General features: G+C 39.1%; 22 protein-coding genes and 2 pseudogenes. 3 read left to right on the top strand and 21 right to left on the bottom strand.

The window, feature by feature from the left end; translation table 11 throughout:
• Positions 1 to 344: 344 nt before the first annotated feature.
• From NSR00_RS02210 to NSR00_RS02160, 11 genes and pseudogenes are all read right to left on the bottom strand, one after another.
• Positions 345 to 2,327, bottom strand: coding sequence for a methyl-accepting chemotaxis protein (locus NSR00_RS02210; RefSeq protein WP_340786682.1), 1,983 nt, complete (start codon positions 2,325 to 2,327; stop codon positions 345 to 347).
• A gap of 642 nt (positions 2,328 to 2,969) precedes the next feature.
• Entirely contained in the window at positions 2,970 to 4,685 is a 1,716-nt protein-coding gene (gene ptsP / locus NSR00_RS02205) for a phosphoenolpyruvate--protein phosphotransferase (protein ID WP_066247962.1), read from the bottom strand.
• Entirely contained in the window at positions 4,685 to 4,951 is a 267-nt protein-coding gene (locus tag NSR00_RS02200; protein WP_063389338.1) for a phosphocarrier protein HPr, read from the bottom strand. The genes ptsP and NSR00_RS02200 overlap by 1 nt, the downstream gene beginning before the upstream one ends.
• A 127-nt stretch (positions 4,952 to 5,078) precedes the next feature.
• Entirely contained in the window at positions 5,079 to 7,148 is a 2,070-nt protein-coding gene (ptsG, locus tag NSR00_RS02195; protein WP_340786679.1) for a glucose-specific PTS transporter subunit IIBC, read from the bottom strand.
• Between the two features lie 171 nt (positions 7,149 to 7,319).
• Positions 7,320 to 8,157 (bottom strand): annotated as a pseudogene (gene glcT / locus NSR00_RS02190) (glucose PTS transporter transcription antiterminator GlcT).
• A gap of 217 nt (positions 8,158 to 8,374) precedes the next feature.
• On the bottom strand, positions 8,375 to 9,250 hold the full coding sequence (locus NSR00_RS02185) for a cation diffusion facilitator family transporter (RefSeq protein WP_063389341.1): 876 nt from the start codon (positions 9,248 to 9,250) through the stop codon (positions 8,375 to 8,377).
• Positions 9,251 to 9,501: 251 nt separating this feature from the next.
• A complete protein-coding gene (locus NSR00_RS02180; protein WP_063389342.1) occupies positions 9,502 to 9,648 on the bottom strand; it encodes a YvrJ family protein in 147 nt (48 codons plus the stop codon).
• Between the two features lie 66 nt (positions 9,649 to 9,714).
• Complete coding sequence (locus tag NSR00_RS02175; protein ID WP_063389343.1) at positions 9,715 to 9,933, bottom strand: DUF2922 domain-containing protein; 219 nt, start codon at positions 9,931 to 9,933, stop codon at positions 9,715 to 9,717.
• 19 nt (positions 9,934 to 9,952) lie between these two features.
• Positions 9,953 to 10,171: a DUF1659 domain-containing protein gene (locus NSR00_RS02170; protein WP_063389344.1), complete on the bottom strand. Its 219-nt coding sequence runs from the start codon at positions 10,169 to 10,171 to the stop codon at positions 9,953 to 9,955.
• Between the two features lie 357 nt (positions 10,172 to 10,528).
• Entirely contained in the window at positions 10,529 to 11,488 is a 960-nt protein-coding gene (gene pfkA, locus NSR00_RS02165; RefSeq protein ID WP_327863580.1) for a 6-phosphofructokinase, read from the bottom strand.
• A gap of 96 nt (positions 11,489 to 11,584) precedes the next feature.
• Complete coding sequence (locus NSR00_RS02160) at positions 11,585 to 12,280, bottom strand: thermonuclease family protein (RefSeq protein WP_063389346.1); 696 nt, start codon at positions 12,278 to 12,280, stop codon at positions 11,585 to 11,587.
• Positions 12,281 to 12,488: 208 nt separating this feature from the next.
• On the opposite strand from NSR00_RS02160, the gene NSR00_RS02155 reads away from it, so the two are divergent.
• Positions 12,489 to 12,710, top strand: a complete 222-nt coding sequence (locus NSR00_RS02155; protein WP_082829436.1) for a hypothetical protein — start codon at positions 12,489 to 12,491, stop codon at positions 12,708 to 12,710.
• Between the two features lie 27 nt (positions 12,711 to 12,737).
• On the opposite strand, the gene NSR00_RS02150 is transcribed toward NSR00_RS02155, so the two are convergent.
• The 7 genes from NSR00_RS02150 to NSR00_RS02120 form a co-directional block, all read right to left on the bottom strand.
• Positions 12,738 to 14,642, bottom strand: a complete 1,905-nt coding sequence (locus tag NSR00_RS02150; protein ID WP_340786678.1) for a heavy metal translocating P-type ATPase — start codon at positions 14,640 to 14,642, stop codon at positions 12,738 to 12,740.
• 308 nt (positions 14,643 to 14,950) lie between these two features.
• Positions 14,951 to 15,499 (bottom strand): TlpA disulfide reductase family protein, encoded by a 549-nt coding sequence (locus tag NSR00_RS02145; RefSeq protein ID WP_340786676.1) that lies wholly within the window; start codon positions 15,497 to 15,499, stop codon positions 14,951 to 14,953.
• Positions 15,500 to 15,618: 119 nt separating this feature from the next.
• A complete protein-coding gene (locus NSR00_RS02140; RefSeq protein WP_066247952.1) occupies positions 15,619 to 16,944 on the bottom strand; it encodes an oligosaccharide flippase family protein in 1,326 nt (441 codons plus the stop codon).
• A 146-nt stretch (positions 16,945 to 17,090) separates the two neighbouring features.
• Positions 17,091 to 18,158 carry a Ger(x)C family spore germination protein gene (locus NSR00_RS02135; RefSeq protein WP_066247951.1) on the bottom strand — a complete coding sequence of 356 codons (1,068 nt, stop codon included), beginning with the start codon at positions 18,156 to 18,158 and terminating at the stop codon, positions 17,091 to 17,093.
• A 2-nt stretch (positions 18,159 to 18,160) separates the two neighbouring features.
• The gene (locus NSR00_RS02130; RefSeq protein WP_340786675.1) at positions 18,161 to 19,255 is read right to left on the bottom strand and encodes a GerAB/ArcD/ProY family transporter; all 1,095 of its coding nucleotides are present in this window, start codon (positions 19,253 to 19,255) and stop codon (positions 18,161 to 18,163) included.
• Between the two features lie 23 nt (positions 19,256 to 19,278).
• Positions 19,279 to 20,763, bottom strand: coding sequence for a spore germination protein (locus tag NSR00_RS02125; protein WP_445659548.1), 1,485 nt, complete (start codon positions 20,761 to 20,763; stop codon positions 19,279 to 19,281).
• Between the two features lie 247 nt (positions 20,764 to 21,010).
• Entirely contained in the window at positions 21,011 to 22,237 is a 1,227-nt protein-coding gene (locus NSR00_RS02120) for an IS110 family transposase (protein WP_044897903.1), read from the bottom strand.
• Between the two features lie 382 nt (positions 22,238 to 22,619).
• Between NSR00_RS02120 and NSR00_RS02115 the strand changes: the two genes are divergently transcribed.
• Positions 22,620 to 23,129, top strand: a complete 510-nt coding sequence (locus NSR00_RS02115) for a sigma-70 family RNA polymerase sigma factor (protein ID WP_066247948.1) — start codon at positions 22,620 to 22,622, stop codon at positions 23,127 to 23,129.
• A 61-nt stretch (positions 23,130 to 23,190) separates the two neighbouring features.
• Here NSR00_RS02115 and NSR00_RS02110 read toward each other — a convergent pair whose 3' ends face one another.
• Positions 23,191 to 23,394, bottom strand: coding sequence for a hypothetical protein (locus NSR00_RS02110; RefSeq protein WP_063389456.1), 204 nt, complete (start codon positions 23,392 to 23,394; stop codon positions 23,191 to 23,193).
• Positions 23,395 to 23,529: 135 nt separating this feature from the next.
• Here NSR00_RS02110 and NSR00_RS02105 point away from each other — a divergent pair, with 135 nt between their 5' ends.
• Positions 23,530 to 23,709, top strand: coding sequence for a YkvS family protein (locus NSR00_RS02105; protein ID WP_340786674.1), 180 nt, complete (start codon positions 23,530 to 23,532; stop codon positions 23,707 to 23,709).
• Between the two features lie 130 nt (positions 23,710 to 23,839).
• Here NSR00_RS02105 and queF read toward each other — a convergent pair.
• Both queF and NSR00_RS02095 read right to left on the bottom strand, forming a co-directional pair.
• Positions 23,840 to 24,169 (bottom strand): annotated as a pseudogene (queF, locus tag NSR00_RS02100) (preQ(1) synthase); the annotation flags it as partial.
• Positions 24,170 to 24,540: 371 nt separating this feature from the next.
• On the bottom strand, positions 24,541 to 24,714 hold the full coding sequence (locus NSR00_RS02095) for a hypothetical protein (protein ID WP_375338788.1): 174 nt from the start codon (positions 24,712 to 24,714) through the stop codon (positions 24,541 to 24,543).
• Positions 24,715 to 24,733 lie beyond the last annotated feature (19 nt).

The raw sequence follows: 24,733 nt of genomic DNA, 5'->3' as shown, positions 1-24,733 counted from the left end.
AACGGCATAGAGCTTCTTTTGTTTGCTCAACACTGTCAAAGGCGGCTTGCGAAGGTGCGTTTAAGCTTGTCTTCTTTCACGCAGTAGTATGTCCAAAATTCAAATCTCAAAGGAGCTTTAAACCCATGCTTTTTCTTGACATCAACTGTTATGGTTTTCTTACCTGCCTGCTCATCTAGGTGAATTGCATTCAAATCAATAATGAAGAAGGAGCTGTCTTAGAAAGTCAAATCCTTATTGAAAAACAAAAAATCATAAACACCGATATATCAACGTTTCTAAAACATTCATGGGGGCGTCCATAAGCCGTAAAAACGACTTATTAGACACCCCCTGCATATTTTTTATAACTTAAAGCGTTCTACTAAGCCTTTTAAGCGGTTGCTTTCTTCGCTTAACGATTCCGCTTTTTCCGCAACCATTGAGAATGCTTTGACCTGCTCGTTCGTTGTTGCACTGACTTCTTCCGCAGAGGCAGCTAGCTGCTGGGTTACTGCAGAAATATTTTCAATCGATTCGACGACTGTTTCTTTTTGCTCATTCATCCGATCGATCGCATTTAATGTTGATTTAATGCCATTAAGCAAATCTTCCATTTTAATTGCAATTTCATGAAACGCATTGCCCGTCACTTGAACAGCTTTGTTTTGTTCTTCATGAATTTTCTTTGAACGACTCATTGCATCGTAAGCATTTTTCGTTTCAATTTGGATTCCTTCAATCATATTTTTAATGTTTTCTGTCGCTTTTGCCGATTGTTCAGCAAGGTTTCTTACTTCCTCAGCGACAACTGCAAATCCTTTACCTGATTCACCTGCTCTTGCTGCTTCAATACTTGCATTTAAAGCGAGCAAGTTCGTCTGATCTGAAATTTTGGAAATGGTCGACACGATATCAGAAATTTTTTCAACTCGATCTACAAGATTTTGTAGTACGGATTGGACCATCTCAGATTCTTTGTCAGCCTCATTTGATTTTATTTGAAGCTCATTTAGCTTTTCTAAACCATTATAGCTGGCATTTTGTGATTCGTAAGATAAATTTTCGACATTTTTTACATCATTGTTTACTTGTTGAATACAATCTTCTAATTGTTTGATTTGTCCGTTTATAATTTCCGTACTGTTTGCCTGCTCACCTGAGCCTTTTGCAATTTCCTCAATTGCAACGGAAATTTCCTCACTTGACGCAGTAGCTTCTTCCGAAACCACGTTTAATGTTTGAGCAGATTGCTGCAGCTCCTTCACGGATCCGTCCAGATCGAGGAGAATTTGTCGGATGTTATCGGTCATCTTCGTAAAGCTATTAGCCAATTTCCCGATTTCATCTTTATTTTTCACTGTTAATGTTCCGGATAAATCCCCTTCAGCCATTTTGTCGGCGTTTTTAGCCAAAAGCAAAATCGGCTTTGAAATGCTTCTCGAAACAAAACTAGTGATGAAAAATGCCACAATCAATGCAGCAATAATAATGAAAATGTTAATGCTCCGGATTGTGCGGGCTGTTTGCTCCAGATTTGCATCAGAATAGACTACACCGATTTTCCAATTTAGTTCCGTGATCGTTTCAAAAATAATGGTTGAATCTTTTCCATTTTCTTTTATAGAAGCTATACCACGTTTTTGGTTTTTAATCGCTGCCATAAGACCGTTGTTTTTATATAAATTTTTTCCGGTCATTTTCGGATGAGCGATGGCAACTCCATTTCTATCAAGCAGGAATGTATACCCTCCAAAGCCAGCTTCCACTTGCTTAACAAATTCATTAAACGTTGTTAAATTAATATCAATTCCAATAACGCCAAGCAACACCCCATCCTTTGTAATGGCCTTTGAGGCGGTAACAACATAATCTCCTTTTTCCACATCATGATAAGGCTCTGACCACGAAACAAAGTTTGGACTTGTTACAGCGCTTTTATACCAAGGTCGTGAATTGATTATCAAATCTTCCTTTAAGTTTAACTCAGGTTCTATAGCAACAAGAGTCTTAGTGTTGGCTACATAGACAGACCGGACCAATTGATTAGCGCTTAAAAACGATTGAAACGTTTCCTTTACGGACTGTAAAGATTGATCGTCATTTTTTTCAAGCAGCTGTACGATTTCCGGTTCATTGCTGAAAAGCAGCAAAATTTTTTCATATTCCTGCATCTGTAAAAGCAGGTTCTTTTTCGCTTGCTTAACAATCGATTGCCCCGTATGAAACGCATCTGATTTAATGTTCTTTTGAACAAAATAATCAGACGTGAAAAAAACAACCAAAAGTGAAAAAATTAACAATATGGTGATGAGCGCTGTCAATTTCCACTGAAGCTTTTTAAACATTTGTTCCATCTCCTACATAAATCTTTATTTAATAAAAATAATTAAGAAAACTTATACGTTTTCTAATGTATATATCGGCAATCTGATTTATCTTTTTACAAAATGAAACTAATTATCTTTTTCTTATTTCCAATTGGCTTTGTTTTTGGGAGCGATCTTGCATAAAAAAAAGCATAGGCTGCATGTGTTTCTTCTTAAAAAAAAAGATACCGCCGTAGCGGTGCCGGCTGTGAAAAAGAAAAAAAGTTTTAGCAAATTGGAGGAAAGTAACAAGAAGAGATTCGGATATCGAGGGCTTCAAATTTTTGCATTTGCAAACTTATCCTAATTTATATCGTGATACCCCGTCGTTTTAGTTGCTCAAACTACAAAAAGCTTTTTATGAACTGCAGCTGCTGTGTTTTGCTTTCTATCGTTTGCATCAAATTAGCTATACGCTCGCTGCAAATCATTTTTATATTTTGATGGACTTTATCGGGATAATAAAGCGGATGTAAAAATAAAAAAATGCTGATCTCAGCGTTTTTCATATTCCATTTTACTTAGAGCCGAAATTCTTTTATATTCACCTTCCGTAAATAAATCGGTTCTTGCATCAAAAAAAGAAGCCGATTCAGATTAAACTGATCGGCTCCTTATCTTTTATATTTGGAACGTTTTTTTAACAAAAGAAACGACTTCTTCCGTTGTTTGCATAGAAAGAACTTTTTCTTTAAAGCTTTCTGCTTCCTGTTTTGAAAGCTTTTTAATTTGTGAACGCGCAGGCAAAATAGATGTTGCGCTCATGGAAAATTCATCTAATCCAAGTCCAAGCAGAAGCGGTATAGCAATCGGGTCTCCTGCCATTTCTCCGCACATTCCAACCCATTTTCCTTCTTTATGAGCTGCATCGATCACAATGGAAATTAATCGGAGGATGGCCGGATTATACGGTTGATACAAATATGAAACCCGTTCATTCATCCGGTCTGCTGCCATTGTATATTGAATTAAATCATTTGTTCCAATGCTGAAGAAATCAACCACTTTGGCAAATTGATCCGCCATAACAGCAGTTGATGGAATTTCAACCATTATTCCAACTTCGATATCATCAGCTACTTCAATACCTGCTTGAACAAGTTTTTCTTTTTCTTCGAGCAGAATAGCTTTCGCTTGATGGAATTCATCGATTGTCGCAATCATTGGAAACATGATTTTTAAGTTTCCATATTTGCTTGCGCGAAGCAGCGCTTTAAGCTGTGTCCGAAAAATATCTTGCTTTTCTAAACAAAGGCGGATGGCGCGGAATCCAAGAAAAGGATTCAGCTCCTTTGGAAGATTCAAGTAAGGAAGCTCTTTGTCCCCGCCGATATCCAATGTACGGACAACAACAGGTTTTCCTTCCATTCTCTCAAGAACTGTCTTATATGCTTCAAATTGTTCTTCTTCTGTAGGCATTTGGTCTCGTCCCATGTATAAAAATTCCGTACGGTAGAGACCTATTCCTTCACCGCCGTTGTCAAGAACACCTTGTACGTCATTAGGCGTGCCAATATTAGCGGCAAGCTCGACACGATGTCCATCCTTCGACAACGTCGGCTCGTCTTTTAATTTAGCCCATTCCGCTTTTTGCTCTTCATATTTTTCTCTTTTCTTTTCATATTCGGCAATACAATCTTCACTTGGATTTATGATTACTTGTCCTTCAATCCCATCAACAATGACTAAAGCACCGTTTTCAATTTTGGCGGTAGCTTCCTTTGTTCCGACAACAGCAGGGATTTCCATAGAACGAGCCATGATCGCAGAATGGGATGTTCTTCCTCCAATATCAGTTGTAAATGCTTTAACAAAATTTTTGTTTAATTGCGCAGTATCAGAGGGTGTTAAATCTTCTGCAACAATAATGACTTCTTCATTAATTAAACTTGGATTTGGGATTTGAACGCCTAATAAATGGGCTATAACCCTTTTCGTGACATCCCGAATATCCGCTGCTCGCTCGCGCATATACTCATTTTCCATCGCTTCGAACATCGCAATAAATTGATCAGCTGTTTCCCTCATCGCAAATTCAGCGTTTACAGCTTCGTTTTCGATTTTCTCTTTGACTGGATTTAACAGCTCAGGATCGTTCAAAACGAGCAAATGCGCTTCAAAAATCGCTGCTTTATCCGCACCAAGCCTTTCTTCTGTGCTGTTTTTAATTACCTCGAGCTCTGCTTTGGCGCTTTCGACAGATTGTTCAAAACGCTCAATTTCTGCTCGAATATTTTGTATTTCTTTTTTTGATACGGTTAAATCCGGCTCTTCTAGACGGTATGCCTTCGCAATAGCGATACCGTTTGATGCTGCAATCCCAGATAGCTGTATCATTATTCGCCTAACCCTTCTTTTTTGATTGTCTCTTCAATCGCTTGAAGTGCATCATTTTCATCAGCACCTGATGCTGTAACTTTAATGGTTGCTCCTTTTGGAATACCTAATGACATAACTCCCATAATAGATTTTAAGTTTACTGTTTTTCCATTGTATTCCAAATTAATGTCAGCTTCAAATTTGCTTGCCGTTTGCACTAATATAGTCGCAGGTCTTGCGTGAATTCCTGTGTCAGCGGTAATGTTGAATGTTTTTTCAGCCATTTGCATCAATTCCTTTCTGCTATTTTCTTTAAAAATTTTATCAGTGCATGTCGAATTGTGCAAGCTTATAATCAATTATTTGTGAAACCAGCCTTGTCCGATTTAAACAAGGCCGGTTTACTAACTGCTACCGAATGGCAATAATGTTTTCTTCGCCCTTGTTTACTTTGCCTACTTTTTTCAATTCAATTGCTTCACCTTCTTTTAAATTAGTGAAGACAATCGGCGTCATAATAGAAGGAGAATGATTTTTAACATATTCAAGATCCACTTCAAGAAGTTTGTCACCCAATTTTACAGTATCGCCTTCTGAAACGAAAATGTCAAATCCTTTTCCTTTCAATTTTACTGTATCAATACCAAAATGGATCAATATTTCATGGCCAGAATCAGACTGCAAGCTAATAGCATGTTTCGTTGGAAATACATTTAACACTTTACCGTTAACAGGAGAGACGACGATACCTTCTTCAGGTACAATAGCAATCCCATCTCCCATCATTTTTCCAGAGAACACTTGATCCGGTACTTCTGTAATCGGATGAAGAGTACCTGTCATAGGCGATGAAAATGTTAAGCTTTCGCTTTGTAATTCTTCCGGCATAACATTTTCCACTTGTTCTTTAACTTCCTGCTCTGGAGAATGAACTTTTTCTGCTCTTGGAGTTCTTCCATTCATGATGTCTTGTATTTGAGTTTTTAAATTGTCCGATTTAGGGCCAAAAATTGCCTGGATGTTGTTGCCCACTTCTAAAACACCTGAAGCGCCGAGCTTTTTCAAGCGTTCTTTATCAACTTTCTTTTGATCATGAACAGATACGCGCAGCCTTGTGATACATGCATCAAGGTGCTGAATATTTTCATTTCCGCCAAGCGCCTCTAAAATGTTATATGGAAGATCTCCGGCTTTTTCGCTCTCCTGCTCATCATCAGACGTTTCAACACTTGCATCTTCCCGTCCAGGAGTTTTCAGGTTGAATTTTCGGATGGCAAATCGGAAACCGAAATAGTAAATGACCGCAAATACAAGCCCAACTGGGATAACGAGCCACCAAGCCGTTCGATTCGGAAGGACGCCAAATAATATAAAGTCGATCACTCCGCCTGAAAAAGTCATTCCAATTTTAACATGTAAAATATGCATGACCATAAAGGATAGTCCTGCAAATATCGCATGAATCGCAAACAAAAGCGGTGCTACAAACAAAAAGCTGAATTCAATCGGTTCTGTAATTCCTGTTAAAAACGATGTTAACGCGGCAGAACCCATAATCCCTGCGACCACTTTTTTATTCTCGGGTTTGGCTTCGTGATAAATAGCGAGTGCTGCGGCAGGGAGACCGAACATCATAAACGGAAATTTACCTGTCATAAACGTTCCAGCTGTCAATTCCACACCGTCTTTGATTTGGGCAAAGAAAATGGCCTGATCGCCGCGAACAACGTGCCCTGCTTCGTTTACATAAGAACCAAATTCATACCAAAAAGGAGCATAGAAAATATGATGTAATCCAAACGGAATCAATGAACGTTCAATCACACCGAAAATAAAAGCGGCGATCGTTTTGTTCGTCTCAAGTATTCCTTGAGAAAACTGGTTTAATGCCCCTTGGATCGGCGGCCAAATAAAGTACATCGCAATCCCTAATAGAACAGCGGACGCAGCTGTCACAATTGGAACAAACCGCTTTCCAGCAAAAAATCCTAAATATTGCGGAAGCTCAATTTTATAATATTTGTTGTACATATAAGCAGCTATGATACCTACTATGATCCCGCCAAACACACCTGTTTGCAAAGTCTCAATTCCGAGAACGTTTGCAAACGCTGGATCAGAACTAATATCTTTAGGCATTTGACCCAAACCTGTTAAAATACCGCTCATTGTAACATTCATAATTAAGTAGCCGATGACTGCTGCAATCCCTGCAACTCCATCGCCGTTTGCAAGACCGATCGCAACGCCGACTGCAAATAACAACGGCAGGTTGGAGAATACAATTTGCCCAGCTTGCTCCATGACGCTTGCGATAAGCACGATCCAGTCGTTCGTTAAAGCAGGAATTCTGTCTGTTAAATCCGGATTTTGCATAGCATTACCAAATGCAAGCAAAATACCTGCTGCAGGAAGAAGTGCTACCGGCAGCATAAGCGCGCGTCCTATTTTTTGTAAAACACCGAAAATTGATTTAAACATAACATGACCTCCTTATAATTATCATTTGACAAATGCAGCAAGAATAATCGATGTATTAGAAAAAACAAAAAAGACATGGTGAAACAAGGCGTCAACTGTACGAAAACAAATCACTATACAGTACACCTTGCTCACTCATGCCTGATCGAATCAGTAACACGTGCGCAAAATTTATTCTTTTTTTGCTATTCGATATAAATGCATCGTTAAATAAACAGCTTCTGCTTCATCAATTTGTTTTTTCAATACTTGCTGCATCATTTTAATCATTTTCCATGCAACATTATAGCATAGAGGATATTTTTTTTCAACAATAAAGCTAATTCTTCTGGTTCTTCCGTTTTTTCCTCTTTGAGAACCCTTTCAATTGTTGCCTGAAGATGCCTTACAAGCCGCAAATAATTAAAGCTTTCTTTATCAAGCTGGATGTTTAAGGAATCTTCTGCAACTTCGATTAACTGAGCAATAAGCTGAGAATGGCGGTTCACTTCAGAAATTGATTTATGCGTTATGGCGCTGTGAATGTGGAGAGCGATGAAACCGATCTCACCTTTGGGCAGCTTGATTTTCAGCTTATCTTCAATAATGGACACCACTTCACTAGCAATATTATATTCTTTCGGATAAAGCACTTCAGTCTCTGACAAAAAGGGTTTTTGATGTCCATCCCCTGCTCGATCCTCTTAATTGCGAACGTAATATGGTCTGTTAAAGCTATATGAATATGTTCATTCAGAGGAAGTCCGACTTTCTTTGAAATGTGGGCAATACAGTCTGATACAACTTCTATCATCTTCTCGTTTGTATAAGGAAGAAGTTTTTTATATTGTTCCTGTTCTTGTTCGTTTTTCAGCACAAATATCTTTTCAACTGTTTCGTTGGAAATCAGCTCCCCCCTTTTTTTTCCGAAACCGATTCCTTTTCCAATCAAGACGACTTCCTGAAAGGTGTCGTGGCCAGCTATTAATACATTATTATTCAACACCTTTTTTACTTTAAAGGACCCCATGTTTAAAAAGACGCTCCTTTACCAGAAATCTATATAATCGTACAAAAAAAGAACGGGGAGGTCAATGCATTTTGCACTCAGCAAAAGCAAGAAAAAATTTACAATCGAACACCTAAGACTGGGGGTGAGGCATCTTAAATGGAAATAGAAAATTTAGTTTTTTCATCATTCTCGGCAGTTCATACTTTCCTTTCCAAAAAGGAAGAGTCCGTTTTTTTCAACTGTCGCCTTTTAAAGGTTCTATATGCACATGTACGTTCGTAATATTAAATTCTTCCGTCAGCCTTCTTTCCACTTCATCACAAATCGCATGGCTTTCAACGACATTTAAATTAGAATGAACTTTAATGACAACATCAACATATACGGTGCTTCCGACATATCTGGCTTTAATATCTTCAAGCGATTGAACTCCGGGTATATTGTTAATCGTTTCTTTATATTTGTCTAACTCCTTCTCGGAAAATCCGTCCGTTAAGGAATGAACCGCTTCTTTGAAGATATCCCAAGCAGTTTTGCAAATAAGCACTCCGATGATCATCGCAACAACTGTGTCCATCCATGCGATATGAAATTGCGCCGCCAAAATCCCAAGGAATGTTCCGACACTGACATATGCATCGGATCGATTGTCCATAGCTGCTGCCATGAGCGCTTGACTTTTTATTTTTTTCGCAAGTCTTACATTAAATAAATAAACGGAAAACATGACGATTGCAGAGCCGATAGCCGTCCATGCCGCGATCAAATCAGGTGATTCTGTTTTCGGGTTTATGATTGATTTTGCTCCTTCAGTAAGAACTTCAAAACCAACCATGACCATAATCAATGAGGCAATTAAAGACGCAATGGTTTCTGCCCGAAAATGTCCATAGTGATGATCTTGGTCAGGAGGACGCTGCGATATTTTTAATCCGACTAAAACCGCGATCGAAGCAATTACATCAGTCCCGTTGTTCAGTCCGTCAGCCATTAAAGCTTCCGAATGAAAAAAATATCCGACCGCTATCTTTACAACGGTCAACAAAATATAGGCTGCAATGCTAATCCATGCTCCCCGTTCACCCTTTTTTAAATTTTGATAAACTTCCACCTTCCACTAACTCCATTCGTTTAGTCTGCCATTTATACTATCAAAAAAACATGTAAAGGTCTATACATACAGATTATTTCCTTGTTACAAAAGGTTTAATATCAAAAGGTTTTTCTGAAATCAAAGCGATCATTCCAATATGGAGATTAGTAAAATAAGGAAAAATATAAAATTATTTCATTTTTTACATTACATTAAAAAAATATAGCAACCAAACTTTTTACAGTTTGATTGCTATCAATCGAGAGAGATTAATTTTCTTTTTGTGTCAAATAAACCGGGATCATTTGAATCGAATGGTTTAGGTCATCAAGCTTGCCTTCAATCCGGTGAAGCAAATAGAGCGTCACAACAATAGGAAAACCAACATCGCTGATAAACGACAGCCAATCGTGCAAACCAATCCCTCCCTTTATGGCATCTGAAATCCGGCCTGTTCCCGAACCGGAAACAGGCCGCTTCCGTCAGCTCATCGTATATTCTGTCACCGTTTGCTCAATAATTCTGGCTCCTTTTTTTGAAACGAGCGAACCCCCAGAAGAAGTAAAAACATTTGATTGAATGATTGTTTCCATAGCTTGACCAATTTGCTCTGCTGTTAATGAATCCTTAGGTTCATCAACATTGATTCTGACTGTCTTTCCTTCCGTATTGGCAAAAAGAAGATCGAGCGATTTAGACATTTTTTCACCCCCAGATTACTTATGCATTAATTTGATGCGTATCGTTTCGTTCCACTTTGGCAAGCGGCATTTTTTGAAGACTGGCAATTGCTTGGGCTGCTCTAAGCAAATCATCTGCACTAGCTGACGTTTTAATATTGCTGTAATTTTTATAGCGATACAGCGGCTTGCCGGAATGATCAAAACCTTCTTCAAAAACAAGACGCAATTGTGATTTGACCGGTTGAACCTCAGCCATTTGCTCGCACCTCCTTTCACCTTCTTTATATAAAGAAATGAAAAAAAAGGGGCAGCAAATATGTAAAAAAGTGAAAAAAGAAATGAAAACGGAGCCCTGTCGTTGCAGACAACGGCTGTTGATGCCGTTTTGATCATTTCCAATAAACGGAATCTCTTTGGTTTCGTCAATATTTTATTTGGATAAAACTAAATGTTAGGGCAATGAATTTCATCAAAATTAAAAAAGCATTTACGAAGTGCTCTCTTTTATTATGAAAGTGGTCAAACCCCATTAAAAAAGGAGACTTCGTAAATGCACTATTGTGTATCACAAAACGGAACGGATGAAAAAATAAAAGAGCGGTGTCCGCTCTTTTTAAATAGAAAGCTGTTTTGACAACGTATATAATTCTCCGATTGGTTCGCTCTTTTCTTTCAATATCTCTTCAATATCATGATCAACGATTTGGTTTTTCTGTATTCCGACTGCTCTTCCGCCTTTTCCTTCTAACAGAAGCTCAACTGCTCTCGCTCCCATTCTGGAAGCAAGAACTCTATCAAATCCAGTTGGAGAGCCGCCGCGCTGAATATGCCCTAATACCGATACTCGCGTCTCAATGCCGTATTTTTCCTTTAAAATATCGGCAAGTTTTGATGCGCTCATAACTCCTTCAGCTAACGCAATAATGGAATGTTTTTTCCCGCGTTCAACACCATGCTCCAACCGCTTCACAATATCATCTAAGTCAAACGATCTTTCAGGGATTAAGATCGTTTCAGCGCCTCCAGCTACTCCTGCCCAAAGCGCTATATCACCAGCATGCCGCCCCATCACTTCGATTATAAAAATCCGCTCATGGGATTGCGCTGTATCCCTAATTTGATCCATTGCCCTTACAACCGTATTCAGAGCTGTATCAAATCCGATCGTGAAATCTGTTCCTGGAATATCGTTATCGATCGTTCCAGGCAATCCAATGCAAGGGAAGCCTTTTTCCGTCAGCTTCAAAGCCCCTCGGTATGATCCGTCTCCGCCAATTACAACAAGACCTTCAATTTCAAATGATTTTAATTGTTGAATCGCAAGAAGCTGTCCTTCTTCTGTTTTAAATTGTTCAGAGCGCGACGATTGGAGAATCGTGCCGCCGCGGTGAATAATGTCCCCTACAGAGCCAAGCTCTAATTTTTTTATGTCACCGTTAATTAATCCTTGATACCCATGGTATACTCCATAAACTTCCAGCCCATGAAATATCCCTTTTCTTACAACTGCACGTATTGCAGCATTCATCCCCGGAGAATCTCCGCCAGACGTTAATACAGCTATTCGTTTCATTCCATCACCTCATTATGCAGTTCAATAATTGCTGCCATCTCATGTTTTATAAAATGTATTATATCAAAAAATTTTCCCGCTTAAATGATTTTCTCGTTATTCAGCTTTTCGAAATCCGGCTTCTTTTGCTTCCTCCTCTGTACAAAACATCATTTCTGGTTTTGTTATATAATAGTGCCTGCTGCCAGGCATATGGTATATTTTTTCACCTTTTGAATTAATGTTTCCTTTTATGTCGCAGCCCTCTTTTTTGTCGTCTTGTCCAATCTTATCATTAAATCCATCGTTTGTAACATAGTTTTCTATACTCCAGATTCCGATTTCTTTGTGCTGGGCTTTTTTTTGAACATCTAAAAAACGGTCTACATATTTTGTATTTGGCTGATGAACGTATGCGACGCGGGCTAGCCCGTTTTCAAGCAGCATTTCATTAAACATTTGTCCGTTTATATATAAATAAACAAGTAATCTTCCATACTTGTCACGTTCTCTAACGCCAAGCTCTAATTCAACTTTTTTGTCTGACAGCATTTCTTTTGCAAAATTGCTTGCTTCGATTGCAAATGGCTGCACAGGCTTCGTTGGGTGTACAGATTCAGGAGTATCGACAAGAAGAAGTCGGATTGTTTCTTTTTTATTGTTGACGATGACTTTCATCGTATCACCATCGACGACATCAATTACTTTGGCTTCCAACCTATTGTTTACGGCTGAATCATCTTTTTGCCAAAGCTCCCATCCGAAAAATAATGCAAGCAAACCAAAAAATAAAACAATCCATTTTCTCCACATGATGTTCTTCCTCTCTATTGTGTCCATTCAATGAAATATCATTTTAAGCGAAAAGAACATTCATATCAATAAGAAATGTGGAGGATTTTTCACCTTCAAAGTTATTTTAAATGTTGTTTACATTTTTCTCGGAATATTTTATAAATAAAACCATTCTAGTATAATAATAATGGTAAAGCAATCGGGGGAGTTAAGGAGTGTATTTTTTGTGACATTTATCAAAAGAAATATCGTCCCGATCCTCTGCTTGGCGGCATTTTCGTCACCCATAATCGGCATGATGTTAATTGATGTGTATTATTACAGTTCGGTAATCGGGTGGGTGGTTGGATTCATTTTTATTGTAGCTGCATACATAATTGTAACGAAACGACCCGATGACTCTGAACCAAATGACTTTTTAAAAGAAAATAAAAGGCGGATCATATAGCTTAATCCGCCTTGTTATTCTTCTTATTTATGATCTTAATAGCCGCAATCCATTTAAAATGACAAGTATGGTGCTTCCTTCGTGGCCAATGACTCCGAACGGCAAGTCAATGACTTGAAGGAAATTAGCACATATGAGAAGGGCGATGACCGATAGAGAAAAGGCAATATTTTGTTTCACAATTTTGTTCATTTTTTGCGACAATTCGATCGCTTTGATCAATTTCGTTAAATCGTTTTTCATTAATACAACATCTGCTGTTTCCAAAGCAACATCCGTTCCCTCCCCCATTGCTATACCGACAGATGCTGTTTTTAAAGCTGGTGCGTCATTGATACCGTCGCCGATCATCGCCGTTACGCCGAATTGTTTATTCAACTGCTTTATTCGGTCAACTTTGCTTTCAGGCAGACATTCACCGTGAAATTCATCAACGGATGCCTCTTTAGCAATGGCTTCAGCTGACGCTTTCGTATCGCCCGTCAGCATCACCGTATAGATGCCTTTGCTTTTCAATTCATCCATCAAATTTTTCATATCAGGTCTAAGTACATCTTTTAAAGCGATGCTTGCGGCAATTCCTTTTTCGTCTTTAACATAAACAACCGTTTTCCCTTGTTTGTATAATTTCTTGGAAACAGAGTTTTGAAATTGTTCAGCCTCTTCTTTTCCGACAAACGCAGCTTTCCCAACGAATATTTTCTGCCCGTTCCAAGAAGCAGAAACTCCAAACCCTGAATGTTCATCCACTGATACCCATTCATCTTTCAGTCCTTTTACATTTTCCTGAATATAAGCTGTAATAGCTTTGGCAAGAGGATGGGAGGATTGCCGCTCAATATTATAAACTGCTTGTAGCAGCTCTGTTTTTTCGATGTCTGGGCGTACGATTACGTCCGTGACGATCGGCTCACCTTTTGTCAAAGTTCCCGTTTTATCAAACGCGACCGCCCGGATTTTATTAAGACGCTCTAAATGTACGCCGCCTTTAAACAAAATGCCGTTTCTTGCCCCGTTAGAAATAGCGGATAACGTCGCCGGCATGATCGAGGCGACGAGCGCGCACGGGGAAGCCACTACCATAAACACCATCGATCTGTAAAAAGCTTCCTGAAAGCTCCAGCCTAATAAAAATGGAGGAGCAAACATCAAAACAGCCACTGCCATAAGCACACCTTTTACATACGTTCCTTCAAATTTTTCAATAAATTGCTGGGACGGAGATTTTTCAGATTGAGCGTTTTGCACCAGTTCAATAATTTTTTGAAAAAGCGTTTCCGATGCTTTTTTCGTTACGCGAACGGTGATCGATCCATTTACGTTTACAGTCCCTGCATACACTTCACTTCCCGGGTCTTTCTCAACCGGGATGGATTCGCCCGTTATAGCTGATTCATCCACTGTCGTATGACCATTTATGAGCTGGCCATCCACCGGAATGCGGTCCCCGGGCTTCACAATGATCAAATCTCCAATCGATAAAGTGGAAACATGCACTTTTTCTTCCCGTCCATCTACTAAAAGCAGCGCTTCTTCAGGCTGCAATTCCATCAATGAAGAGATCTCCTTGTTTGTTTTGTTCATTGTATACGTTTCTAATGCGCCGCTTAAGGCAAAAATAAAAATTAAAATCGCTCCTTCAAGCCAATGGCCGATGATTGCCGAACCGATAGCAGCAAAAACCATCAGCAGCTCTACATTCAACTTGCCTTCGCGGATCGTTTCTTCAATTCCCTCTTTAGCTTTGGCAAATCCCCCAATAACGAATGCGAAAATAAATAAAATCGTTGATATGATGTTGAAATCATCTATGCTAAGCAGCCAAGCGAAAAAAATGAGAACACCTGACACAATGGCCGCAATCATTTCAACATGCTGTTTCAACCCTTGAAATAATTCCGTATTATGAAACATCTTTGCTTCCATTCTCATTTACAACCTCCTAACTGAGAATAAAATTCAGCTTCACTTCTATTGAATTCCATATGCTATTCTTGGCGACTAGTAAAAAAAACTATTAAAATATCAACATCTATATGTATATTATATATCAACAATTATTTTTTTCAAGTAATAATTATATTAATTTTAAATTAATAATTAATATTAATAATTATTATCATTCTCAATCACGGTTTTTTACAGATCAAAAACGCAGGTTGGAAAATCGGTCGATTCATATGTTAAGCATTAAAATTCTATTTTTTAAAAAAGAAAAAGCACAGAAGCTTCGCTGTGCTTTACAAATCGGTTAAACGTTTTAATTGTTCGGTTGTTACGGGACCAATGATTTTTTTTAACACCTGTCCTTGTTCATCGATTATAAAAGTAGTGGGAATGACCATAACCTTGTATAATTTCATGACTTCGCCTTTTTCATCAAAAAGCACAGGAAAATTAAATCCGCTCTTTGATAAAAAAGACTTTACTTCTTCTTTTCCCCCTTCTTCTGAAGTAATGTTAATTCCTAAAAACGCGACGTGCTCAGAATCCGCTTGTTCATAAAAACGTTGAAGCTCAGGCAATTCTTCCTTACATGGAGGGCACCACGTCGTCCAAAAATTGATCACGACCTTTTTCCCTTTAAAATCCGAAAGTTTTACCATCTTGCCGTCAGTTGTTGGCAAAACAAAATTGTTAGCGGGCACTTTCGATTTTTCCTTCGTTATTATTTCTTTCATGGTTGTTTTGCTCGGTGCATTTTCTTGTTTCAAATCGCTCTCTTGACATCCAAAAAACACACATGATATAAGCAGAAAATGAAAAAGCAAGGCAGCTGTTTTTTTCAAAACGCTTCCCCCTTCATGAGAGCACTATTTTTTTCCATTCAATGATGGAAAAATGATGACTTTCGCTATTTCATACTTTATTGCTGCGATAGATCACAGTAGAGACAACCCGGAAAATCTTAATGAACACGTTTTTCCTTCAGCGACCAATAGCCAATGCCGATTTTTTGGCATATTGTCATATAATGCATTAACAATTGCAGCAATCCTCCTGCATTGAGCCCGATAATAACTCCTGACATTTGCCATTCTGGCTGCGATCCAAGCAAAAAGATGACGACAAACGAGATAAAATGCGCCCAAACCGTATGAAACAAAGCATCCTTTATTAAATTCAGACCGATCAAATACGCTTGCAGCGGAATGATCAAAAAGTGGGTAAAAAAGTACGGCCATAAAAGCTTTAAAAAAAGTGTTGCAGTAGTTCCGTTGACAAACAAACTTGTAAGCGGCTCAGCAAAAGCAAACATAATCACAATCGCAGGTATTCCGTAAAGCATTGTCATTCCGAGCGATTGCTGCAAAAGCTTCTTTAAAAGTTCCTGGTTTCCTTTAGCAAACGCTTCTGATACAGTTGGGATCAAAATCGTTAACAGTGCATGGGCGATAAACGCGGGAAAAAAGCCGATCGTCATCGCAACTCCAGAAAGCAGACCGAACTGTTCTGTCGCTCCAACCTCCGAAACACCTGCTGCCATTAATGCATATTTGATTAAAAACGGCTGAATCGCATGTGTCATAGAATGAAAAATGCGCAAAATTGTCGTCGGAACAGAGACACGAAATAAACTCCGCCGGATCAAAGCTGTTTTGGATGAAGCGAGCGTGCTTTTTTTTAGTTCTTGCGCCTGATAGACATAAACGGTAAGCAAATAAAGAACAATAACGGCTTCGCTTGCAATAAATGAGCTTAACCCTGCAATGACAGACATTTCAGGAGAAAATTCAAACAGGTTGAACAGCAAAATGAGCAGAATAAGCTGAACAAGCTTGCGAAACCCATTTGCAAATGCAATTTTCCCCATTTGCTGCGTGCCCATTAAATAGCCTCTAGCAATAGAGGAAAAAGAAATCATCGGAACAAGCAGTACAAATAAAACCGTAACGGAAGGATGATAGCTTTTTAGCGGCGGAAGAGCAGGAAACAGCAAAAAAACAATTAAGCTGAAGCAAATGCTGATCCACAAAGTTAGGCGAAAAGCATATTTCAACATTGGCCAATGGTACGGCTTTTCAGTTTCCGCCACATATTTTGAAATAGATATCGGCAATTCAAAGCTTGCTAACACGATAATGAAAAACATAATAGGCATGATCGACATATAGTGGCCGATGCCTTCTTCACCAAGTTCCCGCGTCAATACCATGTTAATCATAAAATCAAAGCATTCCCCTAGAAACGAAGCAACGATTAAAAGCAGAGCTCCCTTAAAAAAAGTTTTCATTTTTCCTCCCTCTTTTCTTATTTCATGCATATGAGACAAGTTCAAAAACATGACAGAGGATCGGAAGAGGGAGGAAAATTTTTAGTCAGCCTTTGTTATTTCGGTTTCTCGTTTCATTGGTAAACGAAGCAATCAAATATTTAGAATTATTGCACCACACCAGTTTCAGTAATTTTTACATCCGCATGCACATCGACTTCCATCTTTGAATAAATATCCCTCCAATTTTTCACTTTTCTTAAACCTCTCGAATGGCTTAAAATTTCTTCTCCTAATCCAACCGGATCAATGTTTTTCTCTTTAAACATATCGATCATCTCCATACTGTTCTTCACAATTTCCTTTTCAAACGCTTTTTCAGCTTTTTTTAAGATTTCCGGACGAACAGTCCCTTCCGAATATTCGCGTAGATACCCTTCAATTTCCAGCTCAATCGTTAAATGGAACGGATTTTTTTCATCGATGTTCGCTCTTCTTTTCGAACGGATGCTTTCTATAGATGCTTTATTTCCATCATCCATTGTGATCGTATGAATTCCTTTAACATATCGATCGGAAAGAAGCTTAAAATAAAAAAGCTGATCATTTTCGATTTCGCCAACCATTTTGTCCTTTTGAAACAAGGCAAGTCCAGTTATTTTGACATGGTCGTTTTTCTTTTCTAATAAAGGTAAAGAAGGGTCTTTTCCTTTCATGCGAAAGTTGCGCAAATATGTGTGTAAATTGATAATCGGCAAATTTTCCCGATGCATATTATGCTCCACTAAATTACGAAAGTACGTGGCAGTCCCCTGTTGCCCATATTTTCCTTCCAGCAAATTTTTCGCTTCACCTTTACAGACCGCTAAAATGACCTTTGAACCGACGCTTGCATCTCGTTCAAGCGAGTCGACATATTTTTCAATTCCCTGTTTTGCTACGTCTTCACTGTAAAGAGCAAATTGCAATTTTCCATAAACTAGAGGGGCTGGCGACTCCTTTTGCAAATCGGAAATCAGATCCCTGCTTAAATCTGATTCGACCGTCATCACCTTGCTGTCGACCGGCTGCTCCTTTTTATATTCAGGAGCAACAATCGTTCCTTTAATTTTATTGCCTTCGCCGACATCGTATCCAATAACCATCACTAAATTGACATCATCAATAATTTCTTTATCCAGACATCCATAAAGCATCAGCATGAACAACATAATGAAGGAGAGAATTTTCCACATGTTTATGTTCTCCTTTTCCATAAATCCCGTACAAACGTAATGAGGTATAAAACCGGAATATAGCAAAATACAATACCAAGAGCATACATATTGATGATCTTATTTAATAATTGAATATCTTCTTTATCAACAATGACATTGACTATAAAAAACATGACGACCAGAACAGAAATGATTGCCTTCTTTTCTGTTATTCCAAAAATTTCTGTTATACCTCTTTTGGCGCTCCACAACATGACGCAAATATTCGGCAAGATGACGAGAGACCAAGAAGCAATGCCGATATATTCGAATCTTTCAACAAAAGGAAGTTCAACAATTTTCCACATCGCTAGCGTCGCCCATTTATTGCGCAATATTTCTTCTTCCGCAGAATAATAAACGATCGAAACAATCATGATGATGATATATGAACAGGTTGTAAATAAATTTCCAATATGAGCCCATTTTTGGGATTTGTCAATATTTTTGACAAAGGGGTAATACAAAAAAAGAGTTTCAAAACCAATAACAGTTATGACCATCTGCATCGTTCCCATGAAAATTTCCTGAGGTGAATGATCCATGATTGGCAAGAGGTGCTGAAGATCTGCAAAACGAGTCGGGAAAATTAAAAATGTAAGAAAAATCCAAAGCGGCAGAACCACTCCAAAAAAAGCAAATCCGGTTACTACCCGAAATCCACCGTTAAAAATGTAATAAAGCAATCCCATAAAAATCGCAGTATAAATCCAAATATTTAAATCTTCAAACATCCACACCTTCAAAATTTCAATATATCCTATTAATATGGCGCAGCTTACAAGAAAAAAATAGATGATCCAAACAATGTTCAATCCATTGCCGACCCATTTTCCAAACAAATCGTGCTGCAGTGTCATTAAGCTTCCGCTTGAACGTTTTAAAATTTGATAGATCATCCAAATGTACAGATGAACAATAAGACCGATCAAAATGACTGAAATCCATGAATCATGTCCCGCATACTTGACGACATTTTTTTGAAAACCTAATACACCGATGCCGAATTGAGTGCTGTGCACTAAATAAAAAACGAGCGGTGCGGAAACTTTATGACGTTCTGCTATTTGCGCCAAGTTGGATTCCTCCTCTTCCGCTGTTATTCATCAATATCTTTATTTTCCCTCGATTTCTCTTCATCCATTCGCTTCGGCTGCTCCGTCCGCAGCTGTTTCGGACGTTCATTCATCATTGAAAACGGCATACGCAGGAATGCATCCTTTAAATCGGAAATTCTCGGAGGATAGATTGGCTCCAAAAAAGGACGTCCGAGAGAAGTTAACCGCAAAAGATGGGTCGCTAAAAAACAAAAGCATAAAACGATTCCTAAAAGACCGTACATTTCGGCAAACATGAGAAAAGGAAAACGCAAAAGCCTGATCGTATTGCCCATTTTATAGACAGGTGTTGTAAATGATGCTAATGCAGCAAGCGCTACAATGATGAGCAAAATATTGCTTGTTAAACCTGCTTCCACACTGGCTGTTCCGATTACAATCCCCCCGACGATGCCGATCGTTTGTCCAACCTTTGTCGGCAGCCGGGCGCCCGCCTCACGCAGCAATTCGATCGTTCCTTCCAAAAACAGCGCCTCTAAAAAAGGCGGAACTGGGACCTCCCTTCTGGATGTGACAAAATTGTTTAGTAAATCAGTTGGAATTAACTCATAATGATAATTTAATACAGCTACATAAATCGGTGTTGCCAATATGGAAAAGGAGACAGCAAACAGGCGGATAATACGGAAAAAGGAAGACAAAATCCAATTTAAAAAATAATCTTCAAACGATGCGAAAAATTCGACAAGAGTTGTCGGACCGATTAATACATGGGGAGAGCCGTCCACAATGACCGCTATTTTCCCTTCCGCCAAAATGGAAGCTACACGGTCCGGTCTTTCCGTATCCAACAGCTGAGGAAAGGGAGAATTATGATTGTCAGAGATCATTTCCGTAATGTACGAACTATCATTCACTTGATCAATTTGGATATTAGAAATTCTTTGCCAAACGGTAAATACATTTTCCTCATCCGCTATGCCTTCTATATAGATGATCGCTATTCTCGTTTGCGTCAGCCTGCCAATTTTTAAAGTCCGAATGCGCAGCTCTTCAATCGGCAATCGTTTTCGAATTAAATTAATATTGGATTCAATGGACTCAACAAACGCCTCTTTCGGACCGATGACCGTAAATTCCACTTCCGGGAGTGTAACTTCTCTAGCTTTGTTTAATTTTGCATTAACGAGCAAGCATGGAGATCCATATTCGCTTAGCGAAATCATAACAAAGCCTTCCAACAGCTTTTCCTTCATTAAATCCGTATCAATGGTTAAAAAAATATCTTTAACCGGTAAAATGTTTTTTAGTTCTTCTAATGACTGCCAATATTTTGAGTGAATCGGCTTTAAAATGTTTTCATTTAATATATTTACATCCACTAACGTTTCAAAATATGAAATCCAATATTTGATATGGCTTGTATTGACGTCATATTGAATAAAATCAGTAGAACTGCGGAAGACAGCAAACAATTTTTCAATTGAATCTTTTCTTTTCCAATTTTGCTTATACATTCGGCTCATTCATCCCACCTCTTTCCATTATTTTTTCAAGCCATCTTTTTATTTATTCAATTAAATTTCTTCTATAGAAATAATGAGAAAAATGGTGAAAACGGAGGAGGCTGAAACGAAATAATTGCATTTTCCTATCCCGAAAATTTAAGTCCATGAAAAAAGCACAAAAAATCCAGGGGGTGTTAACACCAGCAGATTGGTATTTGCTGGAATAAGTCATGTTTATGCACCTGATGGTTACTGTTTCGGTTAACTACGCTGTTTGATTTGACGGCTCTACCATGACCTTAAACCCTAGTGTTTCCAACTTCCGAATCGCTTGTCTGGCGACTTGATGGCGCTTGCGTTCTTCGTAGTAATGTGGACCAAGTTCGATGTAAGTCTGCTTCTTTTTGAGGAGATGGTAGACAATAGTCAGGATGCTATGAGCGACCGCAACCGCTGCACGATTGGCCCCCCGGCGTGCAGCAATACGGTGGTACTGGCTGGATAGATAGGTGTGTTTGGACCTAGCAGCGGCACGGGCGGCTTCCACCAGGGTGCTACGAAGCTTCTGGTTTCCCTTGCGGGTTTTCCCTGACTTTCGTTTTCCGGCACTTTCGTTATTCCCTGGGGCGACTCCTGCCCATGAACACAAGTGAGCTGCCGAAGGAAACTGTGTCATGTCAGGGCCAATCTCAGCCAAAATATGCTCCGCTGTGCGCCGACCAACGCCGGGGATCGTATCTAACCGCTCCAGGTCATCTTCAAAAGGGCGCATCCGCTCCTTGATTTCAGCATCCAGTTCTTCAATCAAGGCATCTAAGTGATCAATATGCTCAAGCTGGGTTTTAAGCATCAGGCGTTGATGAGGGCCGATGAGGCCCTTCAGGGCCTTTTTCAACTCCTCTTTCTTCCGTTTGAGACGGCGCTGAGCCAGTTCGGATAGCACATCGGGGTCAGTTTCACCATTAATTAAAGCCTCGATCATGGCTCGACCCGATTTGCCCAGCACATTGGTCGCCACCGAGGAGAGTTTGATGTTAGCCCCTTCCAGTACCTTCTGGATGCGGTTGATTTCGCGAGCCCGCTCTTCAATCAGGCTGCGACGATAACGGATGAGTTCCCTCAACTCCCGTTGCTGGCGGTCAGGGATGTAACTACCTTGTAGCAATCCATGGCGTAAGAGTCCAGCGATCCACTCGGCATCCTTTACATCTGTTTTGCGACCAGGCACATTTTTGATATGTTTGGCATTGACCACTAAAATCTTGATGTCTTCCATCTCCAACAGGTTATAAATTGGCTTCCAGTAGGAACCTGTACTTTCCATGGCCACGTGAGTGACGCCATGCGCCTTGATCCAGTCTACAAGCATAAGCAAGTCTTCAGTCATGGTAGAAAACGTGCGGATCTCTTGATGATCCGGAGTAATAATACAAGCGACGACGTTCTTCTTATGAACGTCTAATCCACAAACATGAGTATGGATAATGTCCATGTTCGTTCCCCCATGCCTAACATGTAATAAACACAGGCTGGCGGTGCAACGACCATACACGTCATTCTATCCCGCGTGCTTCCCCAGGGAGCAACAGTCTGTGGTGCACCAGGTCGTCGGGGTCTGTCTAATTAACGGGCTCATGGCACCAAGGTAAGACGACCTCGCTGGCCAGCCTAAGATTAAGTATACATGGACGAACTATTTTCATCATCTGCTGGTGCCGCTTTTGCGGCATGGGGGTCTATATAGAAAATTGAATTTCCCAGACAATTGGACGCGTATCATCTTAATCATGATGATTCGCTCAAATGATTTACACCGTTTACGATTGTATTACCGCGGAAAAAAAAGAGCGCGCTCTTTGAAAGGATGCGCACACGTGGAAAAGAATCAATCATTTGAGGAGATGCTAACTGCTTTTCGCCCTTTAATTTTTCACATTATGAAAACTTTAAATATTTATACAGACCAAGACGAGTTTTTTCAAATAGCAGCGATCGCCCTCTGGAAAGCAAGCATCAATTATGACGAACAGAAAGGACGGTTTGCCACTTATGCTTATGCAACGATAAAAGGCTCGCTCATGACAGAATTAAGGAAAAAACAAACATATAAAGAAAGGCATGTTCTTCATGCGAATGACATAATAGCTGCAAAATTGGAATTTTTTCCATATACAGACATTGAAGCAAGAGATTTATATGAACGGATTGCCCCCGCTTTATCAGATGCTCAACGAATTTGGTTTACCATGTACTTTTTTGAAGGAAAAACTCAGAAGGAAATTGCAGAGGAGCTAAATGTCACAGTCAACAAAGTAAAAAATTGGAGAAAAGGAGCATTAAAAAAATTGAAGAAATATGCCGTAAAGGTACGGGAAGAACAGTGAACAGTCTTTAATAGCAGTTTTTATGAGGAAGATGTGCCAAAAATTAAGAAGCTGACATCGGTCAGCTTCTTGGATCTTTTGTATATCGGTAAACAATGCTGCCACCGCGTTTTGCTGTTCCATGAAAATGTTTAAAATCTTCCCTTTCGATCAGTACTTTGCGAAACGCCATAAAATCTTCCTTTGATACACAATATTCTTCCAGTTCTCCATCACGAAGCTTGTTTAAAATGTCTTGTATCTCTTGATTTGTCAACTCGACCATCTCCTTTTCTATGAAAAACAGTCTACCGAGCAATGGAAACTTTTTACCTATTTTTTTGCGATTGTCCAAAAAAACTTTACAATTCTAAAGAAATCATGCAAAATATTTGAAAATCCATAAAAAAGGAGAGAACAAATGAAAATTGCTGAAGTTGGAGATGTTATTGAATTTAAAGACGGTCTCAAAGGAATTGTCGAAAAAGTAAATGAAAATTCCGTCATCGTCGATCTTACGTACATGGAAAACTTTCGGGAAATGGATCTGGAACAAAAAACAGTAGTTAATCATAAAAACTATAAAATTGTCGAAAAGTAAAACGGAGAATTGAATGCTCCGTTTTACTTTTTCTTATATCAAAGAGTTTAGTGCCATTTCAAGAATTTTTTACAATTAACGCAAGTTTCGGCAGGTTCTTTTATCAAAAAAACGCCTCAAGCGACTTGCTTTATCGGTTGTCCACTTTTTCCGGGTACAAATCATGGTTCATCATACGATACTCCGCCATTTTCTCGTATTTTGTTCCAGGACGTCCCCAATTGACATAAGGATCAATAGAAATACCGCCGCGCGGCGTAAATTTTCCCCATACTTCGATGTAGCGGGGCTCCATGATCTTGATTAAATCATTCATGATAATATTAACACAATCTTCATGGAAATCGCCGTGGTTGCGGAAGCTGAACAAATAAAGCTTCAGCGACTTGCTTTCCACACATTTTTTGTCTGGAATATAGCTGATATAAATGGTCGCGAAGTCCGGTTGTCCGGTGATTGGCCTCTGTTTTTCACAAACAGGTGGACTATATCATATTCTTATTCAACTGCGATATTGAATAAGAACCCTTGCGCTTCCACCAAGATAATATATGCTGTCATCTTGGTGTACTCTACTCTCTTCCTCCAACACTACTCTTACTCGCTTCATGCTGGAGTGATTTCGATAGTCTCTGCACCTTCCTCAAATTTAAGAAGAAGATTCCCTTAAATTTGAGGCTTGGCTCAGGGTTGGAAAGATAATGGGAATAAGAGACAAGAACATGTTTTTCTTTTATTCGATCACAATTGCCATTTTCGCTTTTTACTCCATTATCCTCTTCCCCTGAATTCACAAGGTTTATCCGACAGTGTCACCACTGAAGTGTGCCCTTATTGACACAAGCTGGTAAACTCCGGACAATTGAACTTCACGAAATAATCGCGGTCTGGATGTTTATTATCGAATACTTCCAACACTTCTGGGCTGTATTCAAATAAATATTTTGTATTTTTGTTGCCTAACAGCGTCAGATCTTTCAATTCATCATCTTTTCTTCCAGCCATCTTTTTTCATCCTTTCCTA

The organism is Aeribacillus sp. FSL K6-8394, assembly GCF_038008865.1.
Lineage (GTDB): Bacteria > Bacillota > Bacilli > Bacillales > Aeribacillaceae > Aeribacillus > Aeribacillus composti.
This window is presented reverse-complemented; position numbering and strand designations above follow the sequence as displayed.